This is a genomic window from Veillonella parvula (assembly GCF_032577575.1).
Classification (GTDB): Bacteria; Bacillota; Negativicutes; order Veillonellales; family Veillonellaceae; genus Veillonella.
In genome coordinates, this window is record NZ_JAWFVO010000001.1 from 170,392 (window position 1) to 189,014 (window position 18,623).

Genomic DNA, 18,623 nt, shown 5'->3' on the forward strand with positions numbered 1-18,623 from the left:
GAGAATTTGATGTTAGATTTAGTGGTAGGCACCATAACCACAGGCCTTTTATGGTCTTTGTTAGCGGTCGGTGTATTCATAACCTTCCGCGTATTAGATGTGGCTGACTTAACCGTGGAAGGTACGTTCCCAATGGGGGCAGCCATTTCTGCTATTTTAATTACAAGTGGTATGAATCCAATCCTTTCCATTTTACTTGCCGGTGTGGGTGGTATGATAGCCGGTGCTGTAACAGGTTGGATTCATACAAAATTAAAAATTCCTGCATTATTGGCTGGTATTTTGACAATGATTGCATTGTACTCTGTAAACCTTCACATCATGGGCAAAGCTAATGTATCTTTGCTTCGTATGGATACAATTTATACGATTCTTGGTGGATTTTTCCATACGCCGAATATGTGGTCTGCAGCCATCGTAGGTATTATAGTAGCTGTAGTTGTATGTTTGCTCTTATTTTGGTTCTTCGGTACCGAAATTGGTACAGCCTTACGTGCTACAGGTGTTAACCCTCAAATGATTCGCGCTCAAGGCGTAAATACTGATAATATGATCGTTCTTGGTCTTTTGATTTCCAATGGTTTTGTTGGTATGTCTGGGGCTCTCATTGGTCAATTCCAAGGCTTTGCTGATGTAGGCATGGGGATTGGTACCATCGTTATTGGTTTGGCTTCTGTAATCATCGGTGAAGTAGTGTTTGGTACGAAATCCTTTGTACGTAGTCTCATCGCCGTAGTACTTGGTTCTATTGTATATCGTATCGTTATTGCTGCAGTTCTCTACATGGGTATGCCACCAAACGATTTGAAATTATTCACTGCAATTCTTGTTGCCATCGCGCTTTCCTTACCTACATTGAAAGCAAAATGGTTGGCTCGTTAAGGAGGACACTATGTTAGAAGTAAAAAATATGGTAAAAACCTTCTTTAAGGGCACAATTAATGAAAAGACTGCATTACAAGGCATTAATCTTCGTCTAGAAGAGGGTGATTTTTGTACTGTCATTGGTGGTAATGGTGCTGGTAAAAGTACTTTGTTAAACTCCATTGCTGGTGTATTTCCAGTAGATGAAGGATCCATTACAATTAATGAGATTGATGTGACAAAAATGCCAGAATACAAACGTGCTAAATACATTGGTCGTGTATTCCAAGACCCTATGGTTGGTACTGCTGGTAATATGCAAATCGAGGAAAACTTGATTCTTGCTATGCGTCGTGGTAAAAGATTAGGTCTTAAATGGGCTTTCAAAGATAGTGAACAAGCATTTTTCAAGGAACGTCTTGCATTATTAGGCTTAGGTCTTGAAGATCGTTTATCTGCTCGTATGGGCTTACTATCTGGTGGTCAACGTCAATCTATTACATTGTTAATGGCTACCATGCTTCGTCCAGAACTCTTATTGCTAGATGAGCATACGGCAGCACTTGACCCTAAAACTGCAGAAAATGTATTGCAACTGACAGATAAACTCGTTGCAGAACATAATCTAACAACTCTTATGATTACCCATAATATGCGTGATGCATTGCGATTTGGTAATCGCCTCATCATGATGGACGCTGGTCGAATCATCTATGATGTAAAAGGAGAAGAAAAGAAACAATTAACTGTTGCGGACTTACTTCAAAAGTTCGAGGTAGCTGGTGAAAATGCACTGAGCGACCGCATGGTGTTAGGAGCTAAATAATAGAACAAAGTTGTAATCCAGCTTTTGTTCAATTACTGTATTTTTGCTTTACAAGATAGGGCAGATACTGTATACTAAATTAGGTCGTAAGACATATCGTAAGCGAAGTATTCGATTCTCCAACGGTTACTTAAGCTTATCGGGATTATTATATTTTAGGAGGTAACATTAATGTTAACTACAGAAGCTAAATTAGCAGTAATTAAAGAATACGCTACTCATGAAGGTGACACTGGTTCTCCAGAAGTACAAGTTGCGATTTTAACAAGTCGCATTCAATACTTAACTGAACACTTGAAAGAGCACAAAAAAGACCATCATTCCCGTCGTGGTTTGTTGAAATTGGTTGGTCAACGCCGTAACATGCTTGACTACCTTCGTCGTAAAGATATCGAACGTTACCGTTCCCTTATTGAACGCCTTGGTCTTCGTAAATAATAAAATTAGCCGTCCTAAAGGACGGCTTTTTTATTTTGAATTGGCTATTTAGCTTTAATTGATATATAATTAGAAGGTATACATATAAGAAGATTTTTAGGAGGAATAGGAATGGAACAATTCCAAATGGACCTAGCTGGTCGTATGCTTACGATTGAGACTGGGGAACTTGCAAAACAAGCTAGCGGTGCTGTAATGGTTGGCTATGGCGATACTCGTGTACTGGTTACTGCTACAGGCTCTAAAGAGGCGAAGGATATCGACTTCTTCCCACTTACAGTAGACTATGAAGAAAAAATGTATGCGGTTGGTCGTTTACCAGGGGGGTTCATTAAACGTGAAGCGCGTCCACCTGAGTCTGCAATCTTGAATAGCCGTTTGATTGACCGTCCTATTCGTCCATTATTTAATAAAGGTGTACGTAACGAAGTACACGTAGTAGCAACAGTTATGTCTGTGGACCAAGATTGTGATCCAGCCATTTGTGGTATGATTGGCGCCTCTGCGGCATTGTCTATTTCTGATGTTCCTTGGAATGGCCCTATTGCAGGCGTTCGTATGGGACGTATCAATGGTGAGTTTGTTGTAAATCCAACGAAATCACAATTAGAAGAAACAGATCTTAATATCGTTGTAGCTGGTACTAAAGATGCTATTCTCATGGTTGAAGGTGGCGCTGAAGAAGTACCGGAAGATATCATTCTTGAAGTTATCATGGCAGCTCACGAAGAAATCAAAAAAATCGTAGCATTCCAAGAAGATATGACTGCAAAAGTAGGTAAGGAAAAACGCGTATTTGAATGTAAAGATGTTCCTGCTGAAATTAGTGATGCAGTTCGTGCCTATGGTCATGATAAACTTGATGCTGCAGTTCGTTGTGCAGATAAACAACAACGTGATGCACAAGAAAATGAAGTACGTGCAGATGTATTAGCTCACTTTGAAGAAATCTACCCAGATAACTTGGCTGATGTAAATAAAGCATTTGATGCAATGACAAAAGAAATTGTGCGTCATATGATTACTGTTGAAAAAATCCGTCCAGATGGTCGCCAACTTGATGAAGTTCGTCCAATCTCTTGCCGTACAGGCGTATTACCTCGTACACATGGCTCTGGCTTGTTTACACGTGGTCAAACTCAAGTGTTGAATGTCACAACAGTGGCGCCTTTATCTGAAAAACAAACCATCGATGGTCTTGGTGTTGAAACTGAAAAACGTTATATCCATCATTATAATTTCCCATCCTTCTCTGTAGGGGAAACTCGTTCTTCCCGTGGCCCTGGGCGTCGTGAAATTGGTCATGGTGCGTTGGCCGAACGCGCATTGGTACCTGTGATTCCAAGTGAAGAAGATTTCCCATATGCTTTGCGTTTAGTATCTGAAGTATTGGAATCTAATGGTTCTAGCTCCATGGCTTCCGTATGTGGTTCTACATTATCTTTGATGGATGCTGGTGTACCTATTAAAGCACCTGTAGCTGGTATCGCTATGGGTCTTGTAACTCAAGGGGAACACTATACAATTTTAACAGATATTCAAGGCATGGAAGATGCTCTTGGAGATATGGACTTTAAAGTTGCTGGTACAGCTAAAGGCGTAACAGCAATTCAAATGGATATCAAGATTTCCGGATTATCACGAGAAATCCTTCAAGAAGCATTAGAACAAGCTCACAAAGGCCGTATGCATATCATGGGCATCATGCTTGATACAATTGCTGAACCACGTCAACAAATGTCCCAATACGCTCCACGTATTATTACAATGAAAATTGATTCCGATAAGATTCGTGACGTAATCGGTTCTGGCGGTAAAGTAATTCGCAGTATTATCGAAGAAACAGGCGCTAAAATTGACATCGAAGATGATGGTACAGTATTTATCGCTTCTGTAGAACAAGAAGGTGCTGCAAAAGCTCAAGAAATTATCACAAACCTTACTAAAGAGGTTGAAGTAGGGGAAGTATACCTTGGTAAAGTAACTCGTCTAATGGCTTTTGGCGCATTTGTAGAGGTATTACCAGGTAAGGAAGGTCTTGTACATATTTCCAAACTTGCGAAAGAACGCGTTGAAAATGTAGAAGACGTAGTAAGTGTAGGGGATGAAATCATGGTAAAAGTTATCGAAATCGATAAACAGGGCCGTGTAAACTTGTCCCGTAAAGATTGTTTAAAATAAGAGGTGTTACATGGATATTCGTGGCTTTGAAGTAGTTTCTGCTTTTGAAGAACAAGATATCAACTTACCAACACGTAAAACAACTGAAAGCGCAGGCTATGATATTGAATGTGCTGAAGCTGTTACATTAGAACCAGGCCAAGTAGTGCTCGTTCCGACAGGTATTAAAGCTTTCATGGCGTACGACGAATACCTTGCCATTCACATCCGATCTAGCATGGCTATTAAACGCCATTTAGCACTTGTGAATAGCACAGGTATCATTGATAGTGATTACTACAACAATGAGGACAACGAAGGTCATATTATGATCGCTCTCTATAATTTTGGCAAAGAACCAGTTACCCTTGAAAAAGGCGAACGCGTTGCTCAAGGTATATTCTCTAAATACCTTATTACAAATGATGATGATGCTACTGGTGTAAGAACTGGTGGCATTGGAAGCACTGGGACTATGTAAATAATATATGGTTTTGTATAAACTAGTAAAAACCGCTCAACTTTGTTGGGCGGTTTTTGTGTGTTTATTTCTCTCTTCAGCTGTAATTATTATCAATAATACTATATAATATTTATTATAGTTAGTAGAACAATTCGGGAGGCTTTATGAAACAGGAGTCAAAACAAAAAAAGAATGTAGGTACATCAGTTATGGGGAATGACATTGAGACTACACAAAATACCATGCACGTTTTGGATGAGAATAAGGTTCTTAAAAAAAGTTATGAAGATGTAGTATATATTTCTCAACCTTTTGGGGCGACCTCGTTAAATACATTAGCAGCGCGAGCTTTGTTATTTGGACTAAATCCTGTATCTTTAAAAAAGGCGCGTGTCCTTGAGCTTGGATGTTCTTTTGGCGGGAACATTATTTCTCAAGCTTTATACTATCCTGAAGCGTCTTTTACGGGTATTGATTTATCGTCTTCCCAGATTAAGATGGGAAATGAACTGATTGCGTCGATGGGACTATCTAATATACATTTGCTTGAGAAGGATATTCTAGATATTGATGATTCATTCGGTACCTTTGACTATATTATTGTACATGGTATTTGGTCCTGGGTTCCGGATGTGGTAAAAGATAAAATTCTATCTATCTGTAATAAGAATTTATCCGACAATGGTGTAGCTTATGTATCGTATAATACGTATCCTGGATGGAAACGATTAGAGCAGTATCGAGAAATCATGCAATATGCAGAGCAAAAAGAGTTAGAGCTACCGTTGATGGAGCGGACTTTATATACGAAGAATATATTGAAGCTCGTAGCGGATACAATGGGATTAGATAATCGGATAAGTCAAAAAGCGAGTTATAAAATTGATAACATCCAAAATGTGTTGAGCTCTAACGATTATTATGTGGCTCATGAATATTTAGAGCCTTTTAATGATCCTGTATATGTACATGAATTTATAAAACGTGCCAATGACCAAGGTTGTGCCTATATAGGGGATGTATTTCTTTCACGATCTTTCATAAGTTGGTTACCGGAGGATATTCACGATAATATAGTTCAATTGGCAAATGATGATTATATTGCAAAAGAGCAATATTATGATTACATTTATGATACGCAGTTTAGAATGTCCCTGTTAACGAAAAATAAACATAGTAAAAAGATTGTTCGTAATGAACGAGTTAGTATAGATGTATTATCAAAATTATATTATTGCAGCGTTGTCAATACTGGTATTCCTTCTAATATGACGGATAGTATCCATATTGCTATTAAAGAGGTTATGGATCGAGGGGATATATTTACTGTTCAGGATATAGTTGATCATATACATAGAAAGTTGCCTGGTTATACTATCGAAATGGACAGAGTTTATTCTCGTTTACTATATTTGATTATTGTAGATAATCTCGATATGTATGCCGAACCATATGAAAGAGTTGCTTTCGAAGATAATAAGGTGTATATACCTCAACGTTTTATAGATTTTATTTCTACTATAGTAGAAAAAGAAGGCAGCTCCTATATTGGTATAGGCGACATGTACAATAAAGTACAACAAGATATAGATAATGGATTTCTCTTTGTAATAAAGCAAATGGTGGAGCCTACAACAAAAGAAAAGATTCTTGCTATTATGGATGACAATATTACAGTTCAGCGTCATACGCGGGATAATATTGATTTTATTGTTCCTAATAAAGTGTACTTAGAGGAAATTTTACAATGTATAAGGATGCTCGGGTTTTTACATAAAATAAAAGATTAGAGGTATATATGGCAATTAGTAAGGAAATTCAGAAATCCAGTGAAATGAAATTTAACGGTAAGTTGATTCAAGTTACTTATGATATAGCCGATGTGAACGGAAAGGATGCATGGCGTGAGGTTGTGCATCATCCGGGTGCTACAGCGATTGTGGCAGTAACAGAGGATAATAAGATTGTTATGGAACGTCAATTTAGATATGCTTTGCAACAGACGCTACTGGAGGTACCAGCAGGAAAATTAGATCCAAATGAAGAATCGATTGTTTGTGCTAAACGGGAGCTTGCTGAGGAAACCGGCTATCGTGCAGCTCAATGGATTTCGTTAGGTACAATTGCTACGAGTCCTGGTTTCTGCAATGAAGTATTACATTTATATCTTGCGAAGGACCTTACCATGGGGGAAACCAATTGGGATCCTGATGAATATGTGGAGCTAGAATACTACACATTGACAGAACTATTGGAAGCTATCAAGAATGAGGCTATTAAGGATAGCAAATCTTTGGCGGCCCTCATGCTTGCTATGCCATATCTTAAGTAATTTTTAGAAATATTATCTCTCAATATAATATGTATTTTATTAATTCATATTGATGATTTTAACTGTAATATGTTATAAAGTATTTTTACATTATATGAGTAACTAATCTCATATAGATTTAGGAGTACATATGTATAATCGAATTATTCTACTAGTAATGGATAGTGTCGGTGTAGGGCATGCAGCCGATGCGATTAAATTTGGCGATGAAGGTTCGAATACATTAGGACATATCGAAGCGGTAGCAGGACCTATTCGCTGTCCAAATTTAAAATCTCTAGGTTTAGCTAATATTGCTGATATATCAGCGTTTGATGAGCCTGTTATTGGCGCTTATGGTCGTATGGCTGAAACGAGTACTGGCAAAGATACGACAAGTGGTCATTGGGAGATGATGGGGCATCCTGTAACGGTGCCATTTCCGACATTTTATGATGGATTTCCGAAGGAACTGATGGATGCTTTCATAAAAGAAACGGGTTATGGATTTCTTGGTAATGAGGTAGCCTCTGGAACGGAAATTATTGAACGCCTCGGAGAAGAACATATAAGAACTGGTAAGCCAATCGTATATACATCGGCGGATTCGGTTTTTCAAATTGCAGCGCATGAGGATATCATTCCCTTAGAAGATTTGTATCGCATGTGTCAAATTACACGCGATAAAGTATGTGTCGGTGATTATTATGTGGGGCGTATTATAGCTCGACCTTTTGTTGGTACACCAGGTCATTTTGTACGCACCTCAAATCGTCATGATTACAGTCGTATGCCTGAAAAGAAAATGGTGCAACAAGAGTTACAAGACGCAAACATTCCAACAGTGGCAGTTGGCAAAATCGGCGATATTTATGCTCATGTTGGCTGGGATGCATCATATCCGACAAAGTCTAACGCGCATGGTATGAACGTAGTTCCTTATCTGTTGGGCCAAAGCTTTACACGGGGGTTCATGATGGTCAACCTTGTTGAATTTGATAGTCTGTACGGTCATCGGCGCAATGTAGAAGGGTATAAGCGTGCTATTGAAGACTTTGATTACCAATTAGGCGGTTTGTTGGACTTGCTTAAAGATGATGATTTACTTCTCATCACTGCAGATCATGGGAATGATCCGACTTGGAAAGGTACAGATCATACGAGAGAAATGGTGCCTTTGCTAGCTTATAGTCCAAGTATGAGTCATTCCGTAGCTTTGGGTGATAGACATAGTTTTGCGGATATAGGCGAAACAGTATTACAAAACTTTGGATTGAAACAATGGGGGATTGGCTCTTCATTTCTTAATTCTTTGAAAGTGTAGCTTTGTATAGAAACTATTTCTTATATATAATTGAATATAATCTTATAATACTGTTATCAAAAAATTGTATGGATAATTTGTTATAATTAAATTCATTTATTTTGTTCTTTTTCATACCTACTAAATCATATACTAATGGAATGTGTACTTTGGGCCATTTTCCTTAAAAAAATACAGAAAAAATAGCTATTAGTTGATTATATATAATCAACTAATAGCTATTTTTAGTAGCAAGGGACTATTTGGTTATAGTCCCTTTTGCTTTTATCCTTGAAACAGGATGAGTTTATTTAATTATAGCAAGCCTTGATTTTCCATCATATCTTTAATATCAAGTATGGTAGATTTACATACTACATCATAATCTAATGAACCAAGGAAGTCTGCAAATTTAGTGTCATCTTCATTTTTACAGTTTCCATATGGAATTTTACCAAATTTTTGATATGGCTCTAGAATGCGATTTCGTCTGTGCTTCCACGTATTATAATAAGGACCTTTAAATTTAGTCATAAAACCATTGCTATCGACTAATACAAAGCCTTCAGATTCATGGAATGAATTTAGTTCCTCATTTATGATGGCTTGAAGCTCATCCATGGTAGAAACTTGTTGAACTGTTTTAACAATGGAAATCAAGTCAGTGTCATATTTTTGTAAAATTGTATAAAGTTCAGCTAATTTTTCTCTAGAGAAGGGTACATCTATATGCTTACCATTTACGTCTAGAGTATTTTGAATCATATCGAGTACATAGAGATGGTCTTGGTCGTATTTAATGATATGAGTATCCTCTTGGCTGATGACCTCAAATATCATAGAGCAGCTATTGCGTATTAATAAATCTTTGATTTCTTCTTGTAAGCCTTCAGGTAATCTATGGAATAGGTTTTTAAATAAATCTACATGTACACCATCTGTTGTAGATTTAGAGGCAAATACTAATTCTTCGTTGATAACGCCAAGAATAGCAAGGTAACCATTTTCTTTAGTTCTAATTTCAACTGGGAAAGAAAGGGTATTAGCTAGATTATCTAACTCTGTTTCTGGGCGTTCACCAAGATTAAAGAATTTATTATAACTACGTAATTTCACATCTCCTGTAATTCGATCCACAAATAATCCACGAGCTTGTACTGTACTTTCATTCCATAATCGTTTATGAAATACACGAGATGTAAAGTTCAAGGAATATAGGTTAGGGGAACATTGTTTTACTTTTACTAATTTTGAATTACCAATAATATTAATATCTTCATTTTGTGTGAAAATAACATGTTTTGTCATATTTTGAAATTCATGGCGCATATAATCTTTATCATATACATCGTTTTTTATTCCATTTTTTGTGAAAGTATTAGCTGTGATATCGATGTATTTTAGTTCTCCACCAAACTCAACTTCTCCTTCTAAACAGAAGGAGTATTTTCCATCTGGAACGCCACGATGACCGTGAATTTGAATGAAGTCTTGACACATGCCTTTTTCGTAATTAGTATCGTAGATATTAGCGATATTTGTTTCGTAAGCGCCAAACCCATTAATAAAGGTTGAGGTAGCTATGAAGGTCATATTAGGCACATAGGAGAGACCACCATGAGAAACTAAATATTTTTTGCCATGAAAGCTAAATGGATAACATTGACGAAGTGATTTATAAAAGAGTCGCAGTTCTCGTTGGAGCGATTCTACTTCATTTTTCGTCATATCCTTTACGATAGGTGCTACCACATCTTTCATAAAGCGTTTGGAACGGTCTAAACTTGTATTAAATGCAAAGTTTGCAATGTGTCGCTCGTGATTGCCTTCTAACATAATTGTATTGGGTAATGTGCTGAGATGCATCATTTCGTACATCATTTCTTTGTTTTCAATACCGCGTTCTAAATAGTCACCGCAGAAGATGTATAATGTCTTTTCATCCCATGGTGTAATAGCTTGTTGTAATGCGGTGTAGCAACCGTGAATATCACCAATAACACGTACTCGATCATATCTATTTGTTAGATTAACCGTGAAGTAATTGTTAATTTCATCAATAGAGTTAATTTTTTTACAAAACTTTGGTAATGTATTTGTTTTAATCGTTTTATACATACGATGAATAACTTGCTCTGGCACGCGTTTGTAATCGGCGCGAGCTGCATTACGGGCTAAGCAATCTTCTAAGGATGTATCTGGTTCATAGTAATATACAGTATATTTATATTTGTTAAGCAATTCTTTGTAAGCATTAACAGCTTTAGATGTAGTGTGGGTAGCATCTAAGACGACAAAGTCGCCATTGCTCATTCGTTTTTCTAAACAATCTAGTAGGAGCTTCCATGCTGGACCATTATCCTCTTGTGAAATATACCAGCCGTTCTCACCAAGGGAAGGGCTACGTAAAATCATACGGAAATGATCGGCTTCAAGGGTGTAAGCCTCAAGATTGTTATCACGAATCCACTGAGACTTACCACTAGCAGGAGCACCGCGCATTAATAATAGTGTTCTCATAGTAATAGTCCTCTAATCTGCCCATAGGGCGTAATAATATATCTGTATAACAAACGAAAAATATTTTATGATTAAATAGAAAAGGCCATAAAAAAACAGTCTCAACGGATATCCGAGAGACTGTCTTGCTTGCTTTTAAAATTATAAAGCGTTTACTTTAGCTGCAAGGTTAGATTTTTTGCGAGCTGCAGTGTTTTTATGAAGTACACCTTTGGAGGCTGCTTTATCAATTACGCTAGTAGCATGAACAAGTGCTTGTTTTGCTTCTTCTACTGCGCCTGCTTGAACAGCTTCAACGGTTTTACGAGCTGCTGTACGAATTTGAGATTTTACAGCGGCGTTTTTCGCACGACGTTCAGCATCCGTTTTTACGCTTCTAATACTGGATTTAATGTTTGGCAATTGAGTCACCTCCTTAAAAATCGTTTCTTATACCTGAATGATTATATCATACCAAATATTGATACGCAAGGACTTTTCAGCCCAATATTTTCCTTAATGACATGATTTGTAAAACATTTTCTACTGTTTATTAAGTAAAGCATATATGTGGTTTTTAAAATCAAATTACTTACTCATTTTCTAGTGTAACAATATATTAATTTTTATTTATGAAAGTTAAAAGGGTCCTTATGTTATAATGAAGAATAGAATTAAGTGAGGTGTATTATGAAAAAATTAATGATTATAGATGGCAGCAGTTTGTTATTCCGTGCATTTTTTGCATTACCACCATTAAAATCCGCTTTGGGAACACCAACCAATGCAGTATATGGTTTCTTGACAATGCTCATTAAATTGTATGAAGAAATTAATCCTGACTATATTGCCGTAGCTTTTGATAAAGGTCGTCAAACATTCCGTACTGAAATGTATAGTGAATACAAAGGAAATCGTCCAGATGCACCTGAGGATTTGCGTCCACAATTTAGTTTAATTCAAGATGTATTAAAAGCATTGGGTATTTGTGTCATCGAAGAAGAAGGCTTTGAAGGGGATGATATTCTTGGATCTTTAAGTAAAAAGTTTGGAGCCTCTGAAATGGCTGTCCAAATTATTACAGGTGACCGCGATAATTTACAGCTTGTAACAGAACATAGTCATGTGTTCTTAACTAAAAAAGGTATTTCTGATATGTTAGAAGTCACTCTAGATAATATGGAGGAGCTTTATGGTTATGGTCCTGATAAGGTTATCGAAATGAAGGCGCTTATGGGTGACTCTTCCGATAATATTCCAGGTGTACCAGGCGTAGGTGAGAAAACAGCGCTTAAATTAATTACCGAATATGGCAATCTTGAATCTGTATACGAACATATTGAAGACATTTCGGGTAAGAAATTAAAAGAGCGTCTCGTAGAGAATAAAGAGTTAGCCTTTTTATCTCGTGAGTTGGCAACAATAAAAACAGATATGGAGTTGTCTTATAAAGTAGAAGATTTTGTACAAAACTTCCATACCTTTGAAGTACAGCCTTTATTTGAAACTTTAGGCTTCACTAAATTAACACCTCGCATTGTTCAAGTAATGGGGGGCGAGGAAGCAGCTTTTGGAGATCCAGGCTCTTTATTTGCACCGCAAGAGGAGATTTCCTTAGATGAATTAGCGGGTGCTAAAGCATTAACAGCCGATTTCTATAAAGACAAAACGGTAGCAGTGCATGTCATATTAGATGGTAAGACTCCATTTAGAACGGTAACGAATACTTATCTATCTAATGGTGATACTATTGTAAAAACAGACGATACTAAAGCTGTTTTAGCTGTATTACAAGGTGCTAAAGTCATCGTTACAACTCAGACCAAGGAGATTATCGAAGCCTTTGGTGCAGATGTGCCAGCTGAGATTTCTTTATTTAATGCTGATAAAACTGCTCGTATTCATGATATGTCTCTCATTGCGTATTTATTAGATCCTACACGTACTAATTATGGATATCTATATCTAACTGAGCGCTTCTCTTTACCTAGCATTGCTAGCGGTAGTGTAGACGTAGAATGCGTATCCATGGTGAAAGCATTACTCGCCATGAACGAAGCAGCTTGTGAATCTGCACGTCGTGAAGAGTTATGGTCTTTATATGAAACGATTGAGTTACCTTTGATTCATACTTTAGTAGTGATGGAGAAGAATGGTATCTATATCGATACAGAGAAGTTAGCGGAAACAACAACTCGTTTTAAAGAGGAACTAGCCCAAGTACAACAAGAGATTTATGAATTAGCTGGAGAAAATTTCAATATCAATTCACCTAAACAATTGGGTGTAATCTTGTTTGAAAAGATGAACTTACCAATCATCAAGAAAACTAAAACCGGTTATTCTACAGATGCGGAAGTATTGGATATGCTTCGTCACGAAAGTCCGATTGTTGAAAAAATCTTGGCATACCGTTCTGTTGCTAAATTAGTATCTACCTATTGTGAAGGTTTGGCAGTTCTTATCAATGATAAGACTCGTCGTATTCATACGACTTTCAATCAAATGGTTACGGCTACAGGTCGACTTAGCTCATCTGATCCGAACTTGCAAAATATCCCTGTTCGTACCGAAAAAGGCCGTGAAATTCGTGCCTTATTCTATCCGGGTGCTGGATATGATACATTGGTGAGTGCCGATTACTCCCAAATTGAGTTGCGTATCTTAGCTCATTTATCTGGCGATGAAGCATTGATTAAAGCCTTCGTAGAAGGCAAGGATATTCACCGTTTTACTGCGGCAGAGGTGCTTGGTAAAGCTCAAGATGATGTAACTAGCGAAGAACGTTCCCATGCGAAGGCTATTAATTTCGGTATTATTTACGGTATTTCTGACTTTGGTTTATCTCGTGACCTTGGTATTACACGTGGTGAAGCTAAAAACTATATTGATCTTTATTTTAGCCGTTATCCTAAGGTTAAAGAGTATATGGATCGAATGGTTCAAGAGGCTCATGAAACAGGCAAGGTTCGCACTATGTTTGGTCGTCAACGTGAGTTACCTGATATTAATAGTCGTAACTTTAACCGTCGTTCCTTTGCTGAACGAACCGCAATGAATACGCCAATTCAAGGTACTGCCGCAGATATTATTAAGTTAGCCATGAACCAAGTGGAACAAAAATTAGAAGAACAAAACTTTAAGTCTCGACTTTTATTACAAGTACATGACGAACTAGTACTTGAAGTGGTGAACTCTGAATTAGAAGCTATAGAGGAATTATTACGTAATACAATGCAATCTGTTGTAGAGCTACAAGTACCTCTTATTGTAGACGTACATCATGCAGAAAACTGGGCATTAGTAAAGTAATATATATTTATAATTAATAGAAGGTATATATGTTTAAAATTGGCTTAACTGGTGGCATCGCATCGGGCAAAAGTACAGTTCTTACATATTTTAAGGATAAAGGTATACCATATATCGATGCTGATATTGTGGCTCGTGAAGTTGTTGAACCTGGTACAAAGGGTTTAGAAGCAGTTGTAGATGCATTTGGAACCGATGTATTGCGCGATGATGGGACATTAAACCGAGAAGCATTAGGAGCTATTGTCTTTCACAATGCAAAAAAGCGCCAACAATTGAATGGTTGTTTAAAGGATCATATTCAAAATCGAATTATGGAACTTACAGCTCATTATGAGGAGCTACATACACCAGTTTTACTATATGATATCCCTTTACTCATCGAGGGAGAATGGTATACCATGATGGACGAGGTGTGGCTCGTATATGTGAATGAGTCGACTCAAATTGAGCGCTTAATGATCCGCAATGGATTGACTGAGGAGGAGGCATTGGCTCGTATTAATAGTCAAATGTGTCTTGAGGATAAACGGTCTTACGCGGATGTAATCATTGACAATAATGGTACACCTCTGGATTTAAAGGAACAATTAGATATCATTTGGGATGAGTGCATCGAATCAGTTTTATAAGAACCTCAATGATAGTCATTTTATGTGTCAAAATTGGTATATAAAAATTACTATTAAATGGTATAATAAGCCCATAAAACTTCGCATAATATTAACCTAGTATTTTATTATATTTTATATCTTGGTAATTATTTATAGTTTCTATATAGAAAGGGGGATATATGAAACGTGCAACGGCAACGGCATTATCTTGTGTCGTACTAGGATGGTTTTATTTTACATATCTAGATGACCATTTGGCGCGTCAGATTGCGTATCCCTTTAACTATAAAGAGGAAGTTATAGCTGCAGCTGAGAAAGAGCAGGTACCTCCATCTTTGGTAGCTAGTGTTATCTTAGCAGAAAGCAAGTATAAAAACACAGCGGAGTCTGAAACGGGGGCTCTTGGATTGATGCAACTCATGCCAGATACGGCACGGTGGGTGGCACAGCAAGTGGGGCATGGTAACTATACAGATCGTCAACTTAAAGAGCCTACTATAAATATTGAGTTAGGTACATGGTATTTAGGTCACTTGTTAAAGGAATTTAATGGTGATCAGGTGTTAGCATTAGCTGCTTACAATGCTGGTCGTGGTCATGTGGAATCGTGGCTTCGTGAAAATAACTGGAATGGAATGGTCGATACGATTCCGTTTCCTGAGACCCGTAGCTATGTAAAGGCGGTCTTACAGTATCAAGAAAGATATGAGGCGTTATATGGAAACAATTATTGAAGCTTGTAAAGCCTTAGACTATTCTTGGTTACCTCAAACTGTTGACGGCTTTACGTTAGTTACATCTACTGAAAGTGACTATACAATATTAGCTAATCGTATTAGTGCTGGTGAAGACGTATTAAAGGTACCTATTTTCCACTATCAAAATGAATTGGGGTGGCGTTGGTCTGCCTTATATGATAAAGAGGTAGAGGACTATACAGTACATATAGAAATGCCACTATTTTCCTTTGTAGACATTTCCTTTGTGCGAGCCGATTTAGCGTCTTTTTGGAGTGGGCTACAAGAGCGATGTGTAAAAGGGTTAACCAATATGTTAATAGAACCTGCTAATAATTTTACTTTTACTTATCGTCGCCGAGGGATTCCTGAATGGGACTTTTCACAAGTTATGCCTGATGAGTTAGAAGGCTTTGTACGTGATATTGATCCAGCTCATGCGATTCGCATGATTAATGGTTCTTTTATCATCGGCGAATACCGCAAGATGGATGAGTGTACAGGCTTACTATTGTATTATAATGAATTGCGTGATGAATACTTTGCGGAACTTCGTTATAAAAGCTATCCAGAAATTGACCATCATTTAGATGCAAAACATCTAGATGATTTAGCAGTGCTATTGCGTGAGCATTTAGGTGCTATTCTAAAAGGCTTGAATGACCGCGTTGATTAAAGTTTGGATAGATTTAACTATGCTATTTTTTGTCATTTTTTGTTTTTATAGAATGACTTATGTGGGATTGGTTTCTTTAATGCCCATTAGAAAGCGTAGAATTTGTATATACACAGTAAATGTGATATACTATATATGACTTTTATATAAATCTTTTAAAAGAGTGGGCTTATGTCCACTCTTTCATTTATGATTAGCTCAATTTTAGAGTATTTTAGAATCAAGAGATATATACAAGATGTAGTAAGTAAGGAGGCGATGGCTATGAAAAGAGAAGCAGTGGAGGAGTTTGTATCCTCTGTGGTTGAAGGTATTATAGCCGGCACCGATATGGAACTCGTCGATGTAGACTATGTACGTGAACGGGATTGGTATTTACGTGTCTACCTCGATAAACCAGGTGGTGTAGATTTGGATGACTGTCAGTTGGTGAGCGAAAAATTAAGTGCTGTCCTCGACGAAAAGGATCCAATTACGGAAAACTATTTATTGGAGGTATCTTCTCCCGGTCTTGATCGAGTTCTTAAGAAAGACAAGGACTTAGTTCGCTATAATGGCCGTGATGTAGATATTCAGTTGTTTAAGGCTATTAATGGCAGTAAACAATTTACTGGTGCATTACAAGGTTTTACAGACACAACTATCGAATTTACTATCAATGGTGAAAGCATGACATTTGAACGTTCTACCATTGCACAAATTCGATTACATCTTGATTTTTAATATATGGAGGCATACGAGTGAGTCAAGAATTAATTCAAGCGGTAATGGTGCTTACAAAGCAAAAAGGTTTTGCTCCTGAGGTTATTTTTGAATCCTTAGAGGCTGCATTGTTGCAAGCATATCGCAAAGAACCAACATCTAACCCAGATGCGTACGTTGTGATTGACCGCGAAACAGGCGTTTATAAAGTAATGGCTAAAAAACAAGTTGTGGAAACTGTTGAATTACCTGAAACAGAAATCAGCTTGTTGGACGCTCGCAAAAAAGATAAACGTTTTGAGATTGGTGATGTAGTAGAAGTAGATGTAACTCCTGCCAACTTTGGCCGTAGTGCTGCCCATACTGCTAAACAAATGCTCATTCAACGTTTAAAAGAGGCTGAGCGGAGTGTAGTATACGAAGAGTATTACAGCCGTGAAGGAGACATTATCACTGGCGTTATTACTCGCGTTGAAGGTAAAAATGTATTTATCAATCTTGGTAAAACGGAAGCGATTTTGCCTCCAACTGAGCAAATTGTTACAGAAACATACCGTGAAGGAGATCGTATTAAATGCTATATCGTAGAGGTTAAGAAAACTACGAAAGGTCCTCAAATTATGATTTCTCGCACACATCCAGGTTTATTGAAACGTCTATTTGAGCTAGAGGTTCCAGAAATCTTTGAAGGCGTAGTAGAGCTTAAGTCTGTAGCTCGTGAGCCGGGGATGCGTTCTAAAATCGCCGTATATAGTCGTGATGAAAATATTGATCCTGTAGGTGCTTGCGTAGGTCCTAAAGGACAACGTGTACAACATATCGTTGATGAATTACACGATGAAAAAATTGATATTGTTAAATGGGATGAAGATCCAGCAATTTATATTGCTAACTCCCTGAGTCCTGCGAAGGTTGTATCTGTAGACGTAAGCGAAGAAGAAAAAGCTTCTTATGTAGTAGTGCCTGATTACCAATTATCTTTAGCTATTGGTAAAGCTGGTCAAAACGCTCGTTTGGCGGCTAAGTTGACTAACTGGAAAATCGATATTAAAAGTGAAACTCAAGCTGCTGAAGAGCCTTTCACAGGTTTCGGCAATGCTGAGGATGGTGAATAGTCATGAAACCAAAATCCCAACCTATGCGTACTTGCGTAGGATGTGGTGAACTTAAGGCAAAACGAGAATTGATTCGCTTAGCATTGAGTCCAGATGGCAATATCACTATTGATCGCAGCGGTAAAGCACCAGGACGTGGAGCTTATTTATGTGAATCCATGTCATGTTTTGAGCAGGCCTATAAGGCAAAACGATTAGAACGGTCCTTAAAGCATAGCGTATCTAAAGAGATATATGAAGCGTTACAACGTGATTTACAAGAGAATGAGTAATCACTGATATACATGAATGAAGATAAAATTTTAAATCTCTTAGGCTTAGCGCAACGAGCAGGAAAAGTTATTTCTGGTGATTTTATCGTAGAAAAAGCTATAAAGAGAAAGGAACCGAAATTAGTACTTCTCGCTAGTGATTGTGCAACCAATAATGAAAAGAAATATACTCAATTAGCAGAAACCCATCACATTCCACTTCACAGTATTGCCGATAAAGAGGCTTTAGGCACGGCCATTGGTAAGGAAGTTAGGGTAGTAGTCGCCGTACTAGATGATGGATTTGCAAAGGCATTACTTAAAGAGATTGATCGATAATAAGGGGGTATGT

Annotated in this window: 18 protein-coding genes; 16 read left to right on the plus strand and 2 right to left on the minus strand. The window is 37.4% G+C overall.

The features are described from left to right. The first annotated feature begins 9 nt into the window (after positions 1 to 9). From E7K77_RS00780 to E7K77_RS00815, 8 genes are all read left to right on the plus strand, one after another. Positions 10 to 882, plus strand: a complete 873-nt coding sequence (locus tag E7K77_RS00780) for an ABC transporter permease (protein ID WP_004697183.1) — start codon at positions 10 to 12, stop codon at positions 880 to 882. A gap of 10 nt (positions 883 to 892) precedes the next feature. Next, positions 893 to 1,690 carry an ABC transporter ATP-binding protein gene (locus E7K77_RS00785; RefSeq protein WP_119562894.1) on the plus strand — a complete coding sequence of 266 codons (798 nt, stop codon included), beginning with the start codon at positions 893 to 895 and terminating at the stop codon, positions 1,688 to 1,690. Positions 1,691 to 1,861: 171 nt separating this feature from the next. Then, positions 1,862 to 2,128, plus strand: a complete 267-nt coding sequence (rpsO, locus tag E7K77_RS00790; RefSeq protein ID WP_004692991.1) for a 30S ribosomal protein S15 — start codon at positions 1,862 to 1,864, stop codon at positions 2,126 to 2,128. A 111-nt stretch (positions 2,129 to 2,239) separates the two neighbouring features. After that, positions 2,240 to 4,309, plus strand: coding sequence for a polyribonucleotide nucleotidyltransferase (locus tag E7K77_RS00795; RefSeq protein WP_008600752.1), 2,070 nt, complete (start codon positions 2,240 to 2,242; stop codon positions 4,307 to 4,309). Positions 4,310 to 4,319: 10 nt separating this feature from the next. After that, complete coding sequence (gene dut / locus E7K77_RS00800; RefSeq protein WP_004692993.1) at positions 4,320 to 4,769, plus strand: dUTP diphosphatase; 450 nt, start codon at positions 4,320 to 4,322, stop codon at positions 4,767 to 4,769. 146 nt (positions 4,770 to 4,915) lie between these two features. Beyond that, positions 4,916 to 6,541 carry a class I SAM-dependent methyltransferase gene (locus E7K77_RS00805; protein WP_325305861.1) on the plus strand — a complete coding sequence of 542 codons (1,626 nt, stop codon included), beginning with the start codon at positions 4,916 to 4,918 and terminating at the stop codon, positions 6,539 to 6,541. An 8-nt stretch (positions 6,542 to 6,549) separates the two neighbouring features. Continuing rightward, complete coding sequence (locus E7K77_RS00810; protein ID WP_325305862.1) at positions 6,550 to 7,083, plus strand: NUDIX hydrolase; 534 nt, start codon at positions 6,550 to 6,552, stop codon at positions 7,081 to 7,083. Positions 7,084 to 7,213: 130 nt separating this feature from the next. After that, positions 7,214 to 8,386 (plus strand): phosphopentomutase, encoded by a 1,173-nt coding sequence (locus E7K77_RS00815; protein WP_004697085.1) that lies wholly within the window; start codon positions 7,214 to 7,216, stop codon positions 8,384 to 8,386. Positions 8,387 to 8,680: 294 nt separating this feature from the next. On the opposite strand, the gene E7K77_RS00820 is transcribed toward E7K77_RS00815, so the two are convergent. Then, complete coding sequence (locus E7K77_RS00820; RefSeq protein WP_325305864.1) at positions 8,681 to 10,885, minus strand: RNA ligase; 2,205 nt, start codon at positions 10,883 to 10,885, stop codon at positions 8,681 to 8,683. A 141-nt stretch (positions 10,886 to 11,026) separates the two neighbouring features. Then, on the minus strand, positions 11,027 to 11,287 hold the full coding sequence (rpsT, locus tag E7K77_RS00825; protein ID WP_004692998.1) for a 30S ribosomal protein S20: 261 nt from the start codon (positions 11,285 to 11,287) through the stop codon (positions 11,027 to 11,029). Positions 11,288 to 11,554: 267 nt separating this feature from the next. Here rpsT and polA point away from each other — a divergent pair, with 267 nt between their 5' ends. The 8 genes from polA to E7K77_RS00865 all read left to right on the plus strand — a co-directional run bounded on the left by polA (position 11,555) and on the right by E7K77_RS00865 (position 18,610). Beyond that, on the plus strand, positions 11,555 to 14,176 hold the full coding sequence (gene polA, locus E7K77_RS00830) for a DNA polymerase I (RefSeq protein WP_325305866.1): 2,622 nt from the start codon (positions 11,555 to 11,557) through the stop codon (positions 14,174 to 14,176). A gap of 29 nt (positions 14,177 to 14,205) precedes the next feature. After that, positions 14,206 to 14,808, plus strand: coding sequence for a dephospho-CoA kinase (coaE, locus tag E7K77_RS00835; RefSeq protein WP_325305867.1), 603 nt, complete (start codon positions 14,206 to 14,208; stop codon positions 14,806 to 14,808). 161 nt (positions 14,809 to 14,969) lie between these two features. Beyond that, positions 14,970 to 15,524 carry a lytic transglycosylase domain-containing protein gene (locus E7K77_RS00840; protein ID WP_004693001.1) on the plus strand — a complete coding sequence of 185 codons (555 nt, stop codon included), beginning with the start codon at positions 14,970 to 14,972 and terminating at the stop codon, positions 15,522 to 15,524. Continuing rightward, positions 15,508 to 16,203, plus strand: a complete 696-nt coding sequence (locus tag E7K77_RS00845) for a hypothetical protein (protein WP_325305868.1) — start codon at positions 15,508 to 15,510, stop codon at positions 16,201 to 16,203. Before E7K77_RS00840 ends, E7K77_RS00845 begins: the two co-directional genes overlap by 17 nt. 264 nt (positions 16,204 to 16,467) lie before the next feature. After that, positions 16,468 to 16,926, plus strand: a complete 459-nt coding sequence (rimP, locus tag E7K77_RS00850) for a ribosome maturation factor RimP (RefSeq protein ID WP_012864255.1) — start codon at positions 16,468 to 16,470, stop codon at positions 16,924 to 16,926. Between the two features lie 17 nt (positions 16,927 to 16,943). After that, the gene (nusA, locus tag E7K77_RS00855; protein ID WP_118091522.1) at positions 16,944 to 18,020 is read left to right on the plus strand and encodes a transcription termination factor NusA; all 1,077 of its coding nucleotides are present in this window, start codon (positions 16,944 to 16,946) and stop codon (positions 18,018 to 18,020) included. A gap of 2 nt (positions 18,021 to 18,022) precedes the next feature. After that, a complete protein-coding gene (gene rnpM / locus E7K77_RS00860) occupies positions 18,023 to 18,292 on the plus strand; it encodes an RNase P modulator RnpM (RefSeq protein ID WP_287541495.1) in 270 nt (89 codons plus the stop codon). Positions 18,293 to 18,304: 12 nt separating this feature from the next. Next, positions 18,305 to 18,610 (plus strand): L7Ae/L30e/S12e/Gadd45 family ribosomal protein, encoded by a 306-nt coding sequence (locus tag E7K77_RS00865; protein WP_287541496.1) that lies wholly within the window; start codon positions 18,305 to 18,307, stop codon positions 18,608 to 18,610. Positions 18,611 to 18,623 lie beyond the last annotated feature (13 nt).